General features: G+C 69.3%; 19 protein-coding genes. 10 read left to right on the top strand and 9 right to left on the bottom strand.

Annotated features, from left to right (window positions below; translation table 11 throughout):
* Nucleotides 1-12: 12 nt before the first annotated feature.
* Nucleotides 13-1,110 carry a carboxynorspermidine decarboxylase gene (locus tag ACTVZP_RS06080; protein ID WP_443211215.1) on the bottom strand — a complete coding sequence of 366 codons (1,098 nt, stop codon included), beginning with the start codon at nt 1,108-1,110 and terminating at the stop codon, nt 13-15.
* A gap of 209 nt (nt 1,111-1,319) precedes the next feature.
* Here ACTVZP_RS06080 and ACTVZP_RS06075 point away from each other — a divergent pair, with 209 nt between their 5' ends.
* Nucleotides 1,320-1,694, top strand: coding sequence for a DUF6152 family protein (locus ACTVZP_RS06075; RefSeq protein WP_443211214.1), 375 nt, complete (start codon nt 1,320-1,322; stop codon nt 1,692-1,694).
* Nucleotides 1,694-2,149, top strand: coding sequence for a DUF2214 domain-containing protein (locus ACTVZP_RS06070; RefSeq protein WP_443211213.1), 456 nt, complete (start codon nt 1,694-1,696; stop codon nt 2,147-2,149). Before ACTVZP_RS06075 ends, ACTVZP_RS06070 begins: the two co-directional genes overlap by 1 nt.
* A 164-nt stretch (nt 2,150-2,313) precedes the next feature.
* On the opposite strand, the gene ACTVZP_RS06065 is transcribed toward ACTVZP_RS06070, so the two are convergent.
* The gene (locus ACTVZP_RS06065) at nt 2,314-3,018 is read right to left on the bottom strand and encodes a winged helix-turn-helix domain-containing protein (protein WP_443211212.1); all 705 of its coding nucleotides are present in this window, start codon (nt 3,016-3,018) and stop codon (nt 2,314-2,316) included.
* The gene (locus tag ACTVZP_RS06060; RefSeq protein WP_443211211.1) at nt 2,990-3,280 is read right to left on the bottom strand and encodes a hypothetical protein; all 291 of its coding nucleotides are present in this window, start codon (nt 3,278-3,280) and stop codon (nt 2,990-2,992) included. The genes ACTVZP_RS06065 and ACTVZP_RS06060 overlap by 29 nt, the downstream gene beginning before the upstream one ends.
* A 248-nt stretch (nt 3,281-3,528) precedes the next feature.
* Here ACTVZP_RS06060 and ACTVZP_RS06055 point away from each other — a divergent pair, with 248 nt between their 5' ends.
* The 3 genes from ACTVZP_RS06055 (at nt 3,529) to ACTVZP_RS06045 (ending at nt 6,097) form a co-directional block, all read left to right on the top strand.
* Complete coding sequence (locus ACTVZP_RS06055; RefSeq protein ID WP_443211210.1) at nt 3,529-4,068, top strand: hypothetical protein; 540 nt, start codon at nt 3,529-3,531, stop codon at nt 4,066-4,068.
* Between the two features lie 183 nt (nt 4,069-4,251).
* Nucleotides 4,252-4,890 carry a ribonuclease HII gene (locus ACTVZP_RS06050; RefSeq protein ID WP_443211209.1) on the top strand — a complete coding sequence of 213 codons (639 nt, stop codon included), beginning with the start codon at nt 4,252-4,254 and terminating at the stop codon, nt 4,888-4,890.
* Between the two features lie 88 nt (nt 4,891-4,978).
* The gene (locus tag ACTVZP_RS06045) at nt 4,979-6,097 is read left to right on the top strand and encodes a site-specific DNA-methyltransferase (RefSeq protein ID WP_443211208.1); all 1,119 of its coding nucleotides are present in this window, start codon (nt 4,979-4,981) and stop codon (nt 6,095-6,097) included.
* Between the two features lie 182 nt (nt 6,098-6,279).
* On the opposite strand, the gene ACTVZP_RS06040 is transcribed toward ACTVZP_RS06045, so the two are convergent.
* Nucleotides 6,280-7,623, bottom strand: coding sequence for an alkane 1-monooxygenase (locus ACTVZP_RS06040; protein ID WP_443211207.1), 1,344 nt, complete (start codon nt 7,621-7,623; stop codon nt 6,280-6,282).
* A gap of 36 nt (nt 7,624-7,659) precedes the next feature.
* On the bottom strand, nt 7,660-8,769 hold the full coding sequence (gene mutY, locus ACTVZP_RS06035) for an A/G-specific adenine glycosylase (protein WP_443211206.1): 1,110 nt from the start codon (nt 8,767-8,769) through the stop codon (nt 7,660-7,662).
* A gap of 81 nt (nt 8,770-8,850) precedes the next feature.
* Here mutY and ACTVZP_RS06030 point away from each other — a divergent pair, with 81 nt between their 5' ends.
* Genes ACTVZP_RS06030 through ACTVZP_RS06020 form a run of 3 tightly spaced genes read left to right on the top strand, consistent with a single transcriptional unit; the run spans nt 8,851 to nt 11,206 of the window.
* Nucleotides 8,851-9,381 (top strand): DUF721 domain-containing protein, encoded by a 531-nt coding sequence (locus tag ACTVZP_RS06030; protein WP_443211205.1) that lies wholly within the window; start codon nt 8,851-8,853, stop codon nt 9,379-9,381.
* A gap of 11 nt (nt 9,382-9,392) precedes the next feature.
* Nucleotides 9,393-10,064, top strand: a complete 672-nt coding sequence (locus ACTVZP_RS06025) for a DsbA family protein (RefSeq protein ID WP_443211204.1) — start codon at nt 9,393-9,395, stop codon at nt 10,062-10,064.
* Nucleotides 10,061-11,206: a CaiB/BaiF CoA transferase family protein gene (locus ACTVZP_RS06020; protein WP_443211203.1), complete on the top strand. Its 1,146-nt coding sequence runs from the start codon at nt 10,061-10,063 to the stop codon at nt 11,204-11,206. Before ACTVZP_RS06025 ends, ACTVZP_RS06020 begins: the two co-directional genes overlap by 4 nt.
* Nucleotides 11,207-11,222: 16 nt before the next feature.
* Here ACTVZP_RS06020 and lpxK read toward each other — a convergent pair whose 3' ends face one another.
* The 4 genes from lpxK to ACTVZP_RS06000 form a co-directional block, all read right to left on the bottom strand.
* On the bottom strand, nt 11,223-12,221 hold the full coding sequence (gene lpxK / locus ACTVZP_RS06015) for a tetraacyldisaccharide 4'-kinase (protein WP_443211202.1): 999 nt from the start codon (nt 12,219-12,221) through the stop codon (nt 11,223-11,225).
* Nucleotides 12,221-13,408 (bottom strand): 3-deoxy-D-manno-octulosonic acid transferase, encoded by a 1,188-nt coding sequence (locus ACTVZP_RS06010; RefSeq protein ID WP_443211201.1) that lies wholly within the window; start codon nt 13,406-13,408, stop codon nt 12,221-12,223. Before ACTVZP_RS06010 ends, lpxK begins: the two co-directional genes overlap by 1 nt.
* A 12-nt stretch (nt 13,409-13,420) precedes the next feature.
* Nucleotides 13,421-13,666: a DUF4170 domain-containing protein gene (locus ACTVZP_RS06005; RefSeq protein ID WP_443211200.1), complete on the bottom strand. Its 246-nt coding sequence runs from the start codon at nt 13,664-13,666 to the stop codon at nt 13,421-13,423.
* A 189-nt stretch (nt 13,667-13,855) separates the two neighbouring features.
* Nucleotides 13,856-14,596, bottom strand: a complete 741-nt coding sequence (locus ACTVZP_RS06000) for an NYN domain-containing protein (protein WP_443211199.1) — start codon at nt 14,594-14,596, stop codon at nt 13,856-13,858.
* A gap of 424 nt (nt 14,597-15,020) precedes the next feature.
* Here ACTVZP_RS06000 and ACTVZP_RS05995 point away from each other — a divergent pair, with 424 nt between their 5' ends.
* Nucleotides 15,021-15,293, top strand: coding sequence for an I78 family peptidase inhibitor (locus ACTVZP_RS05995; protein ID WP_443211198.1), 273 nt, complete (start codon nt 15,021-15,023; stop codon nt 15,291-15,293).
* Between the two features lie 555 nt (nt 15,294-15,848).
* A complete protein-coding gene (locus ACTVZP_RS05990; RefSeq protein WP_443211197.1) occupies nt 15,849-17,453 on the top strand; it encodes a Y-family DNA polymerase in 1,605 nt (534 codons plus the stop codon).
* Nucleotides 17,454-17,475: the final 22 nt, after the last annotated feature.

Raw genomic sequence — 17,475 nt, 5'->3', positions numbered from 1 at the left:
GAGGGAAGCGCCTCAGCCAAGGCTGGAGGCATAGTCGCCATAGCCGAACTCGCGCGCGAGGCGCAGCGTTCCGTCGGTCTCGCGGAGGACGATCGAGGGCATCTTGACCCCGTTGAACCAGTTCTTCTTCACCATCGTGTAGCCCGCTGCATCGGCGATGGAGAGGCGGTCGCCCACCTTGAGGGGCGCCGGAAAGCGGAACTCGCCGAAGATGTCGCCCGCGAGGCAGGACTTGCCGCAGATCATGTAGGTATGATCGCCGGTCTCACCCTCCATCCGCGCGGACTGGCGGTAGATCAGCAGGTCCAGCATGTGGGCCTCGACCGAGCTGTCGACGATGGCAAGTTGCTTGCCGTTGTCGAGCAGGTCCAGCACCGTCACCTCGAGCGTGGCCGAGCGCGTGATCGCGGCCTCACCCGGCTCGAGATAGACCTGAACGCCATGGGCCTGCGCGAAGGCCTTCAGCCGCGCCGCCAGCCGGTCCACCGGATAACCCTCGCCCGTGAAATGGATGCCGCCGCCGAGGCTCACCCAGTCCAGCCGGTCGAGGATGCTGCCGAAGCGGGCCTCGATCTCCGAGAGCTGCCGGTCGAACAGGTCGAAGTCGGCATTCTCGCAGTTGTAATGGATCATCACGCCGGAAATCAGCGGCAGAACCGCCTCGATCTTCTCCGCGCTCCATTCGCCCAGCCGCGAAAAGGGGCGCGCGGGGTCCGCCAGATCGAAGCCCGAGGTCGAGAGGCCCGGGTTCAGGCGCAGGCCGCGCGCGATGCCGCCGGTGCGGTCGCTGAACCTCTGAAGCTGGCCCACCGAGTTGAAGATGATCTTGTCGGCGTAGCCCACGGCCTCGTCGATCTCGTGATCGGGCCAGGCGACGGAATAGGCGTGGGTCTCCTTGCCGAACTTCTCGCGCCCGAGCCGCAGTTCGTAGAGCGACGACGAGGTCGTCCCGTCCATGTGATCGCGCATGTGATCGAAGGCGGGCCAGGTCGCGAAGCACTTGAGCGCCAGGAGCGCCCTGGCGCCCGAGGCCGCGCGGAGCCGGTCGATGATGGCCATGTTCCGCTGAAGGCTGGCCGCGTCGATCAGGTAGTAAGGTGTCTGGATCATGAGACCCCCCGCGCGAGAAGGAAGAACGGGGGCGTATAGGGCCGCCCCCCCCCTGATGCAAGAGTTTTGCGGCAGTGGCATGACGGTCCCGCTGGCGCATCGGGAATACCGGGCAGGTCCCATGATCCGTTCAAGCAGCCGTGACCTGCCCTCACTGACCCGGAAGCCCGCTCCGTGCGTTCGCATTAGGAACAGCACGGAGAACCGCCATGACCTCTTTCCGCATCGGACTCGCCTTAGCCGCTACCCTCGCCGCCACCGCCGCCTTCGCCCACCACGGCTGGAACTGGGCCGAGGACCAGCAGTCCCAGGTGACGGGGGAACTTCAGGCGGTGTCGATGAACCCGCCGCATCCCGAACTCGAACTTCTCGCCCCGGACGACGCGCGCTGGACCATCGAGCTCGGCAATCCGAGCCGCACTGAACGCGCGGGCTTCACCGCCGACTCAGCCGAGCCGGGCGTGGCGGTCCATGTTCTTGGCCACCGCGCCAAGGACGGCTCGAACCGGATGAAGGCCGTCCGGATCACGATCGACGGCACGGCTTATGACTTCTACCCGGAGATGATCGAGCCGCAGAACTGATGCTCGAGCTTCTGGAGGCCTGGCCGGGAGCGGCCTGGATCCGGGCCTCGGGCACCGGCTACCTGTTCGTGAACGCGGCCCACATCCTCGGGATCGGCCTTCTGCTCGGGGCAATTCTTCCGTTGGACGTGCGGCTGCTCGCGGGGCGTCCGGTGGCGACGGTGGCGCCCGTTCTCGTCCCGAGCGCCGGTGCGGGCCTTGCGCTTGCGGTCGTGACCGGCCTGTGGCTCTTCAGCGTGGATCCTTGGGAGTATCTCGGCAATCCGGCGTTCCTGTGGAAGCTGCCGCTGATCGGCGCCGCGGTCCTGAACCTCGCACTCCTCCACCGGAGCCGCGCTTGGCGCGCCGTGCGCCGCGGGGGACCGATCCCGGCCCGGATACGGGTCGGGGCGCTCACCTCCGCCGGGCTCTGGATCGCGGTCCTGTTGGCGGGCCGCTGGATCGGCTTCCTCTGAGACGGTCAACTTTCTGGGACCGAGCCGGGAGCCAGTCGTATAAAGCGTCTGGCCGCGAATAGCCTCAGCCATGCGCACGGCGTCCCCAGTCGGACCGGGCGGGCAGCCAGTCTCCGGCGCCCTGCGCCACTCGACATGCGGAGCGCGATATCCAAGCGCGCGGATCAGACCATCCGGATCACGTCCTTGCCGACCGCGAGCACATAGCCGCGTCGGGCGATGGTTTTCACCAGAAGCTCGCTCACCAGCTGGTTGCCGAGAGCGTCGCGCAGCCGCTTGACCCGCGTCGCCCCGGCCGCTTCGTCGCAGTCCGTGACGTTCTTGCCCGAGATCATCGACTCGATCTGCGCCCCGGTCAGGACGTCATCGTCCATCCGCGCCTCCGCCAGCACCGAAAGCGTCTCGATGGCAGCCTCGGTCAGGCTGAACTCCATGTCGTTGATGTAGACCGACCGGCTCTCGCGGCTGATCATCAGCGAGGCAACCTGAATGCCTGACCGCTGGATCGCCGACATCCGCCGGTTCAGCGCGACGATCGTGACCAGAAGCACCAGCGCGGCGACCAGAAGCGAGGTCGAGAAGACCAGCAGGACGAAGATCACCATGCGGTAGCTCGCCAGCACCTCCGAGAAGGTCGTGCCGGACTGCGCGAGGATCTCCAGAAGCCGGATCTCGGGGCCGGATCGCAAGGCGTCGACCTCGACGAAGAGCCGCTCGACGCGCGCGTTGAAGGCATCCGCATCCGGCAGGTTGAGGAAGAGGAACACCGCCGCGGCAGAGAGGATGAGCACGATGGCCGCGATGCCGCCGGCAACGACGCGGTTGCCGGCCCTGAGGGCGTCAGTAGCGGAGGAAGAAGCGTCCTGCACTCGCTTTCCTTTCGTCCAGTCCCTCCGGCCCGAATGTCGACAGGACATTCAGGAGCGTCCAGCCCGCCTGCGCGAGGCGCGGCTTCAGAACGCGCGTGGCGCCCTTGCGGTTGCAGGCGCCGTCCGGCACCTGCGCCACGCCGTAATGCAGGCGGAGAGGGCGGTCCTGCTTGGCCTTGTAATCGGCAAAGCAGGCGGCCTCGGCCGGCGCGGCCATCGCGCATCCAAGCGCGAGCACGGCCAGCAGGGCGACAAGTCTCATGGAACTGCTCCGGTTTCTCTTGCGCCGATCATGGGGAGCCATGGGACGATAATCAATGTCCGAGCCGATCCGGCGGCGCGGTTATCCGATAGCAGTGGCCGGTCATGGCCTCGCAGCGCACTGATATTGCCCCTCCGGACATGCCGCAGTCATGGTTGCGCCATAATCAATCCGGATCGCCCGGGCCGATCGCGTGGATCCGGAGATTCCTTCCTGCCTGCACCGCGGGCCCTGACAGCGAGGACAGCATGATCCCTCTTGCACGTCTTTCCCTTTCGCTCGCCGCGGCGCTTCTTGCCGCCGCTCCACTTCCGCCCGATCAGGCGCATGCACAGACCGTCGTTTCCCGTCCGATGCCGCAAGGCGCGGACCAGACCGTCATCCTGCCCTGGACGCGTCCCGTCCTGCCCGGCGAGGGCCACGGCAGGCCCGCAGCCTGGGGGCGGATATATCCGCCGCCGCAGGAGGTCCGACCGGCAGAGCGTCAGCGCGACCTCCGGCGCGACGACAAGGGCGGATGGCACGGCGGCGACCACGACCAATGGGAGAATCGCCAATGGATTGGCCCCCATGCCGGCGACCATCACTGGGACCAGCGCCGCGCACGGGAGGACTGGCGTCGCTGGTCGGACAGTTCCCGCTGGCGGGACCAGCGGCGGGCACCTCCATGGGCCGGACCCCCGCGGCCGGCACTGGACGACCTGCCCGGCGAGTGCCTGATCATCTCGCGCGCGGGCAGCACGGTCTATGACGGAGGCTGCCTCGCCCGCTACGGCATCAGCTACTGATCCCCCCGGGCGCGCGATCCCCCCAAGAGGCGCGCCCGCCGGCGGAGGCGGAAGGACGAGCAGCTTCCGCCTCCGTCACGGCCCCGGGCGGCCGGCAAGGCACCGAGGCCCCCTTGCCGCGCACCTTCATCCGGCTCCCCTGCAGAGCTTCCCCACAGGTCGCCGGCGCGCTAAAGCTCGGCCATGGACATCGCCTGCCCCGACTGGAGTCACGAAACCGCCGCCTTCGCCGAGGGCTTCACCTGCGTCGTCGGCGTGGACGAGGTGGGCCGCGGCCCTCTTGCCGGGCCCGTCACGGCCGCAGCGGTCCGTCTCTTCGCGGGTCGCATTCCAACGGGCCTGAACGACAGCAAGAAGCTGACCGCCGCCCGACGCGAGGCGCTCGCGGCCGAGATCGTCGCCGTGGCCGAGGTCTGCGTCGCCCATGCCTCGGTCGAGGAGATCGACCGGCTGAACATCCTGCAGGCCAGCCATCTCGCGATGGCGCGGGCGCTCGCGGGGCTGCCCTGCCCGCCCGACATCGCGCTGATCGACGGTCACCTGATCCCCAAGGGCCTCGGGCATCCGTGCCGCGCGATCGTGAAGGGCGATGCGCTCTGCCTGTCGATCGCAGCAGCCTCCATCGTGGCGAAGGTGGAGCGCGACCGGATCATGGTGGATTTGGAGCAACAGCACCCCGGCTACGGCTGGCGCACCAATGCCGGATACGGCACGCGGGATCATCTTCAGGCTCTTCTAAATCTTGGCCCGACCCCTCACCATAGGCGTTCGTTCAAGCCGGTCCACAATATCTTGTATCAAGAGGCTTCCGTAAGTCTTTGATTCAAAAAAGAATTTGACGGCGATTCGCCGATGACTCATCCTCTCAGACCACAGAACGGCGAAAGAATGCCGGCGGCAGAGGCAGAGAATGGCGACCAAGACGAAGACGACGGAGGCCCCGGCGCTTCCGCTGAACCAGATCCTTGCGGGTGATTGCATCGAGGTGATGCGGTCGCTGCCTGAATGTTCGGTCGACCTGATCTTCGCCGATCCGCCCTACAACCTGCAGCTCCGCGGCGACCTGCACCGGCCTGACAACAGCCGGGTGGACGCGGTGGACGACCACTGGGACCAGTTCTCGAGCTTCTCGGTCTATGACCAGTTCACCCGCGAATGGCTCGCGGCCGCCCGGCGGCTGCTGAAGCCCAACGGCGCGATCTGGGTCATCGGCAGCTATCACAACATCTTCCGCGTGGGGGCAGCCCTTCAGGACCAGGGATTCTGGATCCTGAACGATGTGGTCTGGCGCAAGTCGAACCCGATGCCGAACTTCAAGGGCAAGCGGCTGACCAACGCGCACGAGACGCTGATCTGGGCCTCGAAGCAGGAGGCCAGCAAGTACACCTTCAACTACGAGGCGCTGAAGGCGCTGAACGAAGGCGTGCAGATGCGCTCGGACTGGGTGATCCCGATCTGCACCGGCCACGAGCGGCTGAAGGACGAGGCGGGCGACAAGGCCCACCCGACCCAGAAGCCCGAGGCGCTGCTGCACCGCGTGATGGTCGCCACGACAAATCCGGGCGACGTGGTGCTCGACCCGTTCTTCGGCACCGGCACGACCGGCGCGGTGGCCAAGATGCTCGGCCGCGACTTCATCGGCATCGAACGCGAGGAAGCCTACCGCAAGGTCGCCGCCGAGCGGCTGTCGCGCGTGCGCCGCTTTGACGCCTCGGCGCTCGAGGTCTCGGGCTCCAAGCGGGCCGAACCGCGGGTGCCCTTCGGCCAGCTGGTCGAGCGCGGGATGCTGCGCCCGGGCGAAGAACTCTACTCGATGAACAACCGGCACAAGGCCAAGGTGCGGGCCGACGGCACGCTGATCGGCAACGACGTGAAGGGCTCGATCCATCAGGTCGGCGCCGCGCTGGAAGGCGCGCCCTCGTGCAACGGCTGGACCTACTGGTGCTACAAGCGCGAGGGCAAGATGATCCCGATCGACATCCTGCGCCAGCAGATCCGGGCGGAGATGGAAGACCCCCGCCCGAACTGACATCTCCCGAAATCAGGTTCCGCCCGTGCCGTAGGTCCTGCGCCACGGCACCACTTCCCTCGCCGTGTCGTCACGGCGAGGTTTTTTGCCTTGCCCGATCGGGCTCCTGCGCTCCGGGAACGGCCGCCGGCCGGTGCGGATCGGGCGGTGCCCCGGCCACGAGCGGGTCGGGGCACGGTTGATCAGACGGCCGGCTCGCTCTTCGGCGAAGTCACGGGCGCCTCGGGCGCTTCCGTCGGGGCGGCAGGCGCCGCGGCCTGGGTGGCCGGCACTTCCGTTACCGACACGGGTTCGTCCGCCCTCACGGCCGGCGCGGCTGCCGCAGAGGCAGCTGCCGGCGCGGCAGGGGCTGCGACCGGGGCCGCCGCCTCGTCGGCCACGGCTGCGCCGCCGAGGTTGTAGGGCGTCCAGTCCTCGATGTCGGGGTAGTATTTCTTCCGCCAGTCGCGCACGCGCGGGTTCATCCGGCTGCGCCAGTATCTGGGGAAGAGCGCCATGGCCGCCATCAGCGGGTAGCCATGCGGCAGTTGCGGGGCCTGCTGCTCGGAATAGGTCTGGAGCAGCGGGAAGCGCCGGTCGGGCTTGAAGTGGTGGTCCGAATGGCGCTGCAGGTTGATAAGCAGCCAGTTCGACGCCTTGTGGGCCGAATTCCAGCTGTGGTGCGGCATGACCGGCTCGGGCTTGCCGTCCGGCAGGATGCGCCGCGTCAGGCCGTAATGCTCGACGTAATTGGTCAGCTCGAGCTGCCAGATGGCCACGAAGGCCTGCACGAGGAACAGCAGGAGCCCCTGTGCCCCGCCGAGGGCGAGGGCCAGCCCCACCATCACGAGTTGCAGAGCGCCATAGACCCAGAACGGGTTCTTCAGCGACTGCGGAGGCCGGCCGGTGCGCTTGAGCAGGTCGACCTCGGTCTCCCAGGCGTGCTTGTGACCCTCGGTCAGAACGCGCTGGAAGTAGGTGTGGAAGTCCTCGCCGTAGCGGGCGGTCACCGGGTCCTCGGCCGTGCCGACATGGACATGGTGAACCTTCAGGTGCTCGGTCCGGAAATGGCTGTAGAGCACCATGGCGAGCAGGACGTCGCCCAGCCAGCGCTCAAGCCGGTTGTTGCGGTGGATGAGCTCGTGCGCATAGACGATGCCCACGATGCCGGTCATGACGCCGACCCCGATGAAGAGGCCGATCTTCTCGATCAGGCCCAGATGGGTCGCGTTGCTGACGTATCCGATCAGGCCGAAGACCAGCAGGAACTGGATCGGCACCCAGATCATGGTGAGAAGACGGAACCAGAACAGGTTCTTCTCGTCCGTCGCGGGATCCTCGTTCCTCGTGTTCAGGCCGACGACGAGATCCAGCAGGTCGAAGAGCCCCCAGGCGAAGAGGGGCAGCAGCAGGACCGTCCAGCCGCCATAGGCGGCGCCGATCAGGGCAAGGGGCACCATCGCGAGAGAGATCGCGAAGGGCAGCGCGCTCTTGATGTGCGCGATGGGTGGCGGGTTCGACTTCACGACGTCAGGAGGAGAAACCATTTCACTACTCCACTTACTACAGTCGGTCCGCGGAGACTATGCGAGTCGGCCCTCTCCTTTCCGGTGACCGATCGCCGCTGCGGCAACGTTCCATGCCTTGCGCATCAGCGTCGGAAGGGCGGCGGGCTGGAACAGGGCCTGCGGCACGAAGGCGCCGCGGTCGGGCGCTGCGTCCTGCGGAACCTCGGCAAGCAGCACCGTGAGCCGCAGGTGGAAGTGGGTGAAGGTGTGGCGGACCTCGGCGCCCGCGTCTTGCCACTCCGCCTCGAGCGGCGGGCCGGAGGGTCTGCCGCTGCGATCCCAGTCCGTGCCGGGCCAGCCGAGCATGCCGCCCAGCATCCCCGTCTCGGGCCGCGTCTCGAGGAGGACAGCGCCATCCGCACGCCGCGCGATCCAGAGCGTGCCCTCGCGCAGGGGCTTTTCGGCTTTCGGCGCCTTGCGGGGCAGCTCCGCCGCGACCCCCTCGCGGAAGCCCTGGCAGTCGGGGTTCAGCGGGCAGAGGCTGCACACCGGCTTCCGCGGCGTGCAGATCGTGGCGCCGAGGTCCATCATCGCCTGCGCATGGTCTCCCGGCCGATCCAGCGGGGTGAGGGTCGCGGCAAGCCGGGTCAGCACGGGCTTCGCCGCCGGAAGCGGCACCTCGACCCGGAAGAGGCGCGAGACCACGCGCTCGACGTTGCCGTCCACCACCGTCGCCGGCTCGTCGAAGGCGATGGCCGCAACCGCCGCCGCCGTGTAGGGGCCGACCCCCGGCAGGGTCATCAGGCCATCGCGCGTGCCGGGAAAGACTCCGCCGTGATCGGCCACCACCGCGCGCGCGCCCTTCAGCAGGTTGCGCGCACGCGCGTAGTAGCCGAGGCCCGCCCATTTGGCCATGACCTCGGCATCCTCGGCAGCGGCAAGGGCTGCGACGTCGGGCCAGCGCTCGGTGAAGCGGCGGAAGTAGTCGCGCACGGCGGCGACCGTCGTCTGCTGCAGCATGATCTCGGACAGCCAGACGCGGTAGGGATCGGGCCGCACGCCGGAGCGCCGCTCGGCCGGCCCCACCCGCCAGGGCATCACGCGCGCGTGCCGGTCATACCATACCAGGAGCCGCGCCGACATGTCGGCGGCCGCGGCCTCCGGGCTTTCCTCGGTGTCACGCAATCTTTATGCTCCCTCGCGCAGCGCGGCTCTGGCGCCTCCGGGCGCGGCGCCTAAGATAGGCGCACGATCAGGATTGAACAGATGGCCCGAGCTCCCTCCCCTCCGCCTGCCAAGCCGAACCGCCGGATGCGCGGGTTCGAGGCTGCATCGGGCCTGCTGCAGGAGCGGATCCGGAAGGCGGGCGAGAAGCGGGGCTTTGCGGTCACGAGACTACTTACGCATTGGCCCGAAGTCGCGGGCGAGGATCTCGCCCGTATCACGCGGCCGGTGAAGGTGGGCTATGGCGCGAGGGAGGGCTTCGGCGCCACGCTGACGATCCTCGTCTCCTCCGCCCATGCGCCGCTGGTGCAGATGCAGCTTCCTTCCCTGAAGGAGCGGGTGAACGCCTGCTACGGCTATGCGGCGATCCACCGGATCGTGCTCACGCAGACGGCACCTTCGGGCTTTGCCGAGGGGCAGGCGCTGTTTGATCCGGCGCCGTCCGCGCCGCGTCCCGTGGACCCCGCCGTGAAGGCCCGCGCGGTGCAGACCGCCGACGGCGTGCGCGACGAGGGGCTCAGGGCGGCGCTCGAACGGCTCGCCGAGAATTTCCTATCACGCTCCAAAGCATGAAGAGGCACGGAATGGTCAAGAAACTCGGGCTGGCGGCGCTGGCACTCACGACGGTCGCGGGCTTCGCCCTCTGGAACGGCAGCCGCGACGCGGGGCAGACGCTGCTGCCGCCGATGGCGGCCTCGGCACAGGAAGGGGCCGGATCCGAGACGGCTGCGACGGTCGAGGACATGGTGATGGGCGCCGAGGATGCGCCTGTGAGCATCGTCGAATATGCGTCCTTCACCTGCCCGCATTGCGCGACCTTCGAGCAGGACGTGCTGACGCCGCTCAAGCGCGACTACATCGATACGGGCAAGGTGCGCTTCACCTTCCGCGAGGTCTACTTCGACCGCTACGGCCTCTGGGCCGCGATGGTCGCGCGTTGCGGCGGCGAGATGCGCTATTTCGGCATCGCCGACCTGATCTTCGACCAGCAGAAGGAATGGGTCGCCAATGATCCGGGGCAGGTCGCCGCCAACCTGCGCAAGATCGGCAAGACGGCCGGTCTCGACGATGCGGCGCTCGATGCCTGCATGAACGATCAGGCAAAGGCCGAGGCGATGGTCGCGGCCTTCCAGAAGAACAGCCAGGCGGACGACATCACGGCCACGCCCTCGCTGATCATCAACGGCACCAAGCACTCGAACATGAGCTACGGCGAGCTGAAGGAGATCATCGAGGCGGAGCTCGCCAAGGAATGAGCGCGCCTCTCGCCGGTGTCCGGGTCGTGGAACTGGCCCGGATCCTGGCCGGTCCCTGGGCGGGGCAGGTGCTGGCGGACCTTGGCGCGGATGTCGTCAAGGTCGAGGCGCCCGAGGGTGACGACACCCGCCGCTGGGGCCCCCCCTTCATCGAGCGCGAGGGCGACCGCTCGGCCGCGTACTTCCACGCGGCCAATCGCGGCAAGCGCTCTGTCACGGCCGATTTCCGCACGCCGGAGGGGCAGGCGCTGGTGCGGCGCCTCGTGGCCGATGCCGATGTGGTGATCGAGAACTTCAAGGTGGGCGGGCTCGCGAAATACGGGCTCGACTGGCCGTCGCTGCGCGAGGTGAACCCGCGGCTCGTCTATTGCTCGATCACGGGCTTCGGGCAGGACGGACCCTACGCCCACCGCGCGGGCTACGACTTCATCATCCAGGGCATGGCGGGGCTGATGAGCGTGACCGGCGCGGCCGAGGGCCAGCCGCAGAAGGTGGGGGTGGCCGTCACCGACGTCTTCACCGGCATCTATGCCGCGACCGCCATCCTCGCGGCGCTGCACCAGCGCGAGAGCACAGGGCTCGGCCAGCATGTGGACATGGCGCTGATGGACGTGGCCACGGGAATCATGGCCAATCAGGCGATGAACTACCTCGCCACGGGAACGGCCCCTCGCAAGATGGGCAACGAGCATCCGAACCTCGCGCCCTATGCGGTTTTCGACTGCGCCGACGGCTGGATCATCATCGCGACCGGGAACGATGCGCAGTATCGCCGGCTCTGCGGGCTTCTGGGCCTGCCGGGGCTGGCCGAGGCGCCGTCGTTCCTCACCAATGCCGACCGGGTGGCGAACCGGACGGAGCTGGCACAGGCCCTGACCTCCGTCACACGGGGCTGGAAGAAGGCCAACCTCCTCGCCGCTTGCGAGGCACAGGGCGTTCCGGCAGGTCCGATCAACGACATGGGCGAGGTCTTCGCCGATCCGCAGATCCGGCACCGGGGCATGCGGATCGAGCCGGGCGGCGTACCCGGCGTGCGCTCGCCCTTCCGCTTCTCGGGGGCCGAGCTCTCGCTCGGCCGTCCCGCTCCGCGCCTCGGCGAGCATCAGGCGGAAGTGCTGGGGGATCCCGTGGAGCAGGAGTGAGAGGCCGGACGCCCTCTCAGCCGCGCCGCGTCAGGCCCAACCGGTCGAAGGCCGCGTCGATCTCGGCCCAGTCATCCAGTTCGAGCCGCACCGGCAGGGTCAGGACCTTCTGCCGGAAGGAGGGCGGCAGTCGCACCGCGTCCTTCTCGGTGGTCACGAGCTGCGCGCCGAGCGCCATCGCCTCGATCTCGAGCCTCCGCATCAGCGCCTCGCCCAGAGGCTGGTGATCGTCCAGCGCCTCGGCCCGCAGAAGCTCCGCCCCTTCGGCACGCAGCGAGGCGAAGAACTTCTCGGGCCGCCCGATCCCGGCAAAGGCCAGAACACGCGCACCCTGCCAGTCCATCCCCATCTGCAGCGTCGCGAGCCGCCCCGTCAGCCGCGGCACGGGCAGCGCCGGCCAGTCCGCGGCGAAGCGCCGTTGTGCGTCCGGGGGTCCGATCGAGACGAGCAGATCGGCCCGCGCGAGGCCTTCCGCCACCGGCTCGCGCAGCGGACCGGCGGGCAGGCAGCGGCCGTTGCCGAATCCTACGCCCGCATCCACCACCACGAGCGACAGGTCCTTGACCACCGAAGGGTTCTGAAACCCGTCATCCAGCAGGATCGCGCGGGCGCCCGCAGCCTCGGCGGCGCGGACGCCCTCGGCCCGGTCGCGCGCGACCCAGGCGGACCCGAAGGCCGCCAGCAAAAGCGGCTCATCCCCCACATCCGACGCCTTGTGACGCCGCGGATCGACCTGCACCGGGCCCTCAAGATCGCCGCCATAACCTCGCGAGACGACATGCGCGGCAATACCCCGTCCCTCCAGCCGCTGGATGAGAGCGATGGCCATGGGGGTCTTGCCGGCTCCGCCTGCGTTGAGGTTGCCGATGCAGATCACCGGAACACCTGCGCGATGACCTGGCCTGCGCAGCCTCCGCTCAGTGGCCGCGGCGTAGAGCCGACCCAGCGGTGCCAGCAGCCGCGCGGCGGCGGCCGGCTGGTCGGGCGGCGTGAACCAGAAGCCCGGCGGGCGCATCAGGGCTCCTTCTCCACCAGACGGCCGGCGAGCGCCACCATGCGGTCGGTCACCTCCGTTCCCTCGGACACGACGGCCCATCCCGCATGCGCGAGGCGCGCCACCCGATCCGGAGCGAGCAGGTCCGCCAGCGCCTCGGCCAGTTCCCGCGAGGATGAGACCGGCATCGACGCCCGCGCGGCGGCGATCCGGGCGAAGGTCACTCCGTGGATCCCCGGCCGCGGGCCGTGGATCAGCGCGGACCCCAGCGACGCGGCCTCGAGAGGATCAAGGATGCAGCCTGCGCCGAGACTTCCGCCGAGCCATGTCACCGGCGCCAGCCGATACCAGAGCCCGAGCTCGGCCATGCCGTCCGCCACGAAGACCTCGGTCTCGGCATCGGGTTCCTCGTCGGCCGACCGGCGGGCCACCTTCCATCCCTCCGCCTCGAAGCGGTCGGCAAGCGGCCCCGCGCGCTCGGCCTCCTGCGGCACCGCGATCAGAAGCATCCGGTGGGCGAGCTTCAGAGCAGCGTGGTGGGCTGCGATGATCGCGGCCTCTTCTTCCTCGGGCAGGCCCGCCGCGAGCCACACCTGCCGCGTGGCCAGGAGGCGGGCGAGGGCGGCGCGCTCGGCCTCGGTGCAGGGCAGCGCGAGCGTGCCCTCTTCCAGGCGGCCGGCGACCTGCGTCACCTGGGTGGAACTTCCCGCCTTGCGGAAGGCGCGGGCAGCCGTCTCGTTCACGGTGAAGACGTGGCGGAACCGCGACAGCAGGTTCCGCATCTGCCCGGGCCACCAGGTCTCGCGCCCAGGCAGGATGCGCGGCGCGATCCCGTCCACCAGCGCAAGCGGAATGTCGCGGTCGAAGGCCGCGTGGATCAGCCGGGGCCTCAGTTCGCCTTCGGCCATGAAGGCCGCATCCGGCTTCCAGTGATCGAGGAAGTCGGCCACGGCCGCCTGCGTGTCGGGCGGAGGCGGCTGCACCATCAGGATCCCGCCCGAGCCAACCTGCGCATGGGTGGTGAGCAGCACCGGAAATCCCTCGTCCAGGATGATCCGGCGCCCCAGTTCGGCCATCGGCCGGGCCGACTCGCGCGAGGGCGCATGCAGCCAGACCAGCTTGCCGAGCGGGCGCTGGGGCCGGACCGGCCCCTCGGCGGGGTCACGCCGCAAGGCAGTCCCGAGCGAGAGGCCGAAGGCGTTCGCCATGGGTGGCTCGTATCAGATCCCGAGTTCCTCGGTGGCCGAGGCCGGCTGCTCCTCGTCCCGCAGCCGGTGGATATGCGCAATGAAATAACGCACATGGGCATCGTCCACCGTCCGCTGCGCCTCGGCCTTCCAGGCCGAATAGGCCGAGGCGTAGTCGGGGAACATGCCGACGATGTGAATGGCCTTCACGTCCTTGAAGACGTTCTTCGTCGGGCTGACGAGTTCGCCACCGAAGACGAGATGAAGACGCTGGGCCATGGCGATGCTCCTTTGAGTGGCGGAATGTCGCGCACCCTAGACGATGCGCGGCGGGGGTCAAGGACGGCAGACGGCGGGGGCTGGCGCGCAGCCCGATGCCCCGCCGCGGCGAGCGGCGCCGTTCAGCGCGCGGCACGGCAGCGGCCGGGCCTGCCGGGCGCTTCCCGACGCCGCGAAGGCGGTAAGCAATCAGGATAGGTCGCGCGCGAGAAGCTGGCCGCCAGGCCCGGCCGTGACCTCGAAGCGGCTGATCTTCTTGATGAGGTCCGAAAGCTTGGCCGAGCCGTAGGTTCGGGTGTCGAAGTCCGGATTGGCCTGGGTGATGAACTGGCCGATCTGGCCCAGCGTATACCACTCGCCCTCCGGATCTATGGCGCGCATGGCAGCGACGATCAGGGGAATCGCCTTCATCGGTTCTTCCTTTCCGCGCTGCACCGGCTGCGGCTGCGGCTCGTCGGCCGGCCGCGGCTCGCGCACGGGAACCTCGTCCGAGCCGAGGTTCTCGACGTAGATGAAGCGCTTGCAGGCCATGCGGAACGCCTCGGGCGTCTTCTTCTCGCCGATGCCGTAGACGTCCAGCCCCTGCTCGCGGATCCGGGCGGCGAGGCGGGTGAAGTCGCTGTCCGAAGAGACCAGCACGAAGCCGTCGAAGAGGCCCGAGTGGAGGAAGTCCATCGCCGAGATCACGAGGCCGATGTCGGAGGCGTTCTTGCCCTTGGTGTTCGAGAACTGCTGATCGGCGACAAGACCGAGCGCCGCGACCTTCTTGGCCCAGGCGTTCAGCCGCATGGCCGACCAGTCGCCATAGATCCGCCGCACGGAGGCCTCGCCCAGGGCCGCGATCTCCTCGAAGATCGCCTCGGCGTAGTTGGCAGGCACGTTGTCGGCGTCGATCAGCACGCAGAGACGCGGGGCGCGAGGTTCGGTCATGATCGCTCCTGTTTTTCCTTTCCTGCACCATTGTCCGCGCACGGGAAAGTCCGGAAACGATGGGACACCGCGAAGCTTGGCCGACGCAATGCCCGGGTGGGCTCCGAGCGGGAGGCGTTTCCGAAGCGCAGGCTCTCGCCGGAAGGCCCTTTGGCCGGAAGCCGGACGGGCAGTTCGAAGCGGTTGTGCCGCAGGCAGAGGCGGTCCGAAGCGTGCCGCGGCAGGAACGGGACGGCACGGCGTCGCAAGCCGCGTGCTGCATGACCGGAAATGGCCCTGCACCGAGGCTCTTGTGCACCGGAACTGCTGGCTGCAGCCTGTCGCTCACGGATCCGTCATCACCGTTCCTGCGGCGCGGAGGTCGCCTTGTGCCCGATGAGGCGGAAGGCTAGGTTGCGCGCCGTTCGACCGGAGACGTCACGACATGCGCCGCACCCTTCTTCTTCTGACCGTCCTCGCCGGCCTCGCCGCCTGCGGCAAGAAGGAGCCCGAGATCATCCTGCCCACCGACAGCTGTGGCGCGATCCGTCTGCAGGGCCTCGTCGGCCAGCCTGCCGAGGTGCTGGAGACGATCCGTTTCACCCAGCCCGTCCGCGTGGTGCAGCCGGGTCAGGCGGTCACCATGGACTTCAGCCCGAACCGGCTCACGATCGAGACGAACGAAGCGGGGCGGATCGTCCGGATCGCCTGCGGCTGATCCGCCGCTCCGACGCGCAGGGCCGGATACCGGGCCGCTGTCGCGGAACCGGTTCCTCGACGCGGGAGGACGGTTCGGGCTTCGAGCCTTTCGCCTCCCGTGAGTGACGGCTCGGGAGGCTTCCAGCACTCTGCCTTCCCGGGCGTGACGGCGCGGGGGCCTCCGGCATTCTGCCTTTCTGGAGGTGCCGGCTCGGGGGTCTCCGGCATTCTGTCTTTCTTGACGTGCCGGCTCGGGGGGCTTCCGGCATTCTGCCTTCCCGGAGGTGCCGGCTCGGGGGGCATCGAGCCCCCTCTCGCCGGCGCTGCCGCGGAAGGCCCTTCGGCGCAGTCGAGGAATTGAAGCGCATCCCGGGATTTCGCCGCGTTGCAAGGAAGTGCGGATGTGCGCGGCAATCCTGGCGTGGCGCGGGCGAAGGCTGACCTTCGGACGGGGACGCAGGATCTGGCGGGGTCGCTGGAGCGGCCCGGAACACTTGCCCCGGGATGCTGAAGCTTCGCCGACTCGACTCTTCTTTCCCCTCCGCGGTATCCTGAACGAAACAGGAACGTGACAATGGCGCGGCGACGGATTCTCTGCCTGTGGTTCCCCCGGCTGGCGGCCGAGCGGCTGTTGCGGCGGCGCAACGAGGCCCTGCCGCCGCCTCTCGCGGTGGTGGGAGAGCGGCGGGGGGCGCAGGTCCTGACGGCCGTCTCGGCCGAGGCGGAGGCACTGGGCCTCGGCCCCGGCCAGGGCCTGCGTGATGCCACCGCGATCTGCCCTCAGCTTGTCACCGCCACGGAGGATCAGCCGGCAGAGGCCGCCTTCCTCACCGTCCTGCGCCGCTGGTCGGGAAAGTTCTCGCCTTGGGTCGCCGAGGAGCCCCCTGCGGGGCTGACGGTCGATCTGACCGGCTGCGCCCATCTCTTCGGTGGCGAAGAGGCGCTTCTCGGCGTGGTCGAGGCCGATTGTGCGGCGCTGGGTCTCACGGTGCGGGCGGCCATCGCGGACACCCCCGGCGCAGCCTGGGCGCTGGCGCGCCATGCCGGGCGCAGGGCGGCGGCCAGCCGCAGCGGCGACGCGATCGAGCAGGAGGCCCACGCCACCCGCGCGCGGGCGATGAGGCGCCGGGCGCTGGCCCCGCCCAGCGGCGGGACGCTCGGCGTGATCGCCGCACCCGGGCAGATGCGGCAGGCGCTCGCGCCGCTGCCGGTCGCGGCCCTGCGGCTGCCGGAGGGCTCGGCCGAGGCCCTGGCCCGGCTCGGCCTGCGCCGTGTGGGCGACCTGCTCGACCTGCCGCGCGCCTCTCTCGCCCGGCGCTTCGGCACCGAGGTGCTGCGCCGGATCGACCAGGCGCTGGGACTCGAACCCGAGCCGGTCTCGCCCGCCCGCGCGCCGCTGCATTTCGCCGTGCGGCTGACGCTTCCCGATCCGATCGGTCTGCGCGAGGATGTGGAGGCGGGTCTCGACCGGCTGTTGCCGCCGCTCTGCGAGCGGCTGAAGGAGAAGGGGCGCGGGGCGCGGCGGGTGCGGCTGCAGGCCTTCCGCAGCGACGGGCAGGTGCCCATGGTCGAGGTCGGCCTTGCGCGGCCTGCCGATACCCCCGACCGGATCCGTCCCCTGCTTGCCCTGAAGCTCGAGACGATCGATGCGGGCTTCGGCATCGACATGTTGCGGCTCTCGGCCGTCGAAACCGAGCCGATGGTTGCCCGCCCGCACCGCGGCCCCTCCTCCGGAGCGCAGCAGGCCGATGCGCTGGCCGATCTGGTGGGCCGGCTCGGCGCCCGGCTGGGGATGGAGGCGGTGACGCGGTTCCACCCGGCAGAAAGCCACATCCCGGCGAAATCCGCCCTCATCCTCGCCGCCGCCTGGTCCGAGCCTGCCGGCGCCTGGCCCGCCCCCCATACACCGCGGCCGCTGGTCCTCTTTCCGCCCGAGCCCGCCGAGGCGGAGGGCTCGCCCCCCTGCCGCATCCGCTGGCGCCGCCGCCTGCGCCGCATCGTCCGGGCCGAGGGACCGGAGCGCATCCTGCCGGAATGGTGGCTCGACGATCCCGACTGGCGCAGCGGCCCGCGCGACTACTGGGCGGTGGAGCTGGAGGACGGCGAACGGATCTGGATCTTCGAGGCGATGGGGGGGCTGCTCTCGGGCGGCTGGTGGGTCGAGGGCGAGATGGCCTGAGCGGGCAGCGTCGAGGCCCGGC

The sequence above is a fragment of the Rhodobacter sp. NSM genome, from assembly GCF_052244495.1.
Lineage (GTDB): Bacteria > Pseudomonadota > Alphaproteobacteria > Rhodobacterales > Rhodobacteraceae > Cereibacter_A.
The sequence above is the reverse complement of the archived record's forward strand: the minus strand, read 5'-3'. Positions and strand labels throughout refer to the sequence as shown.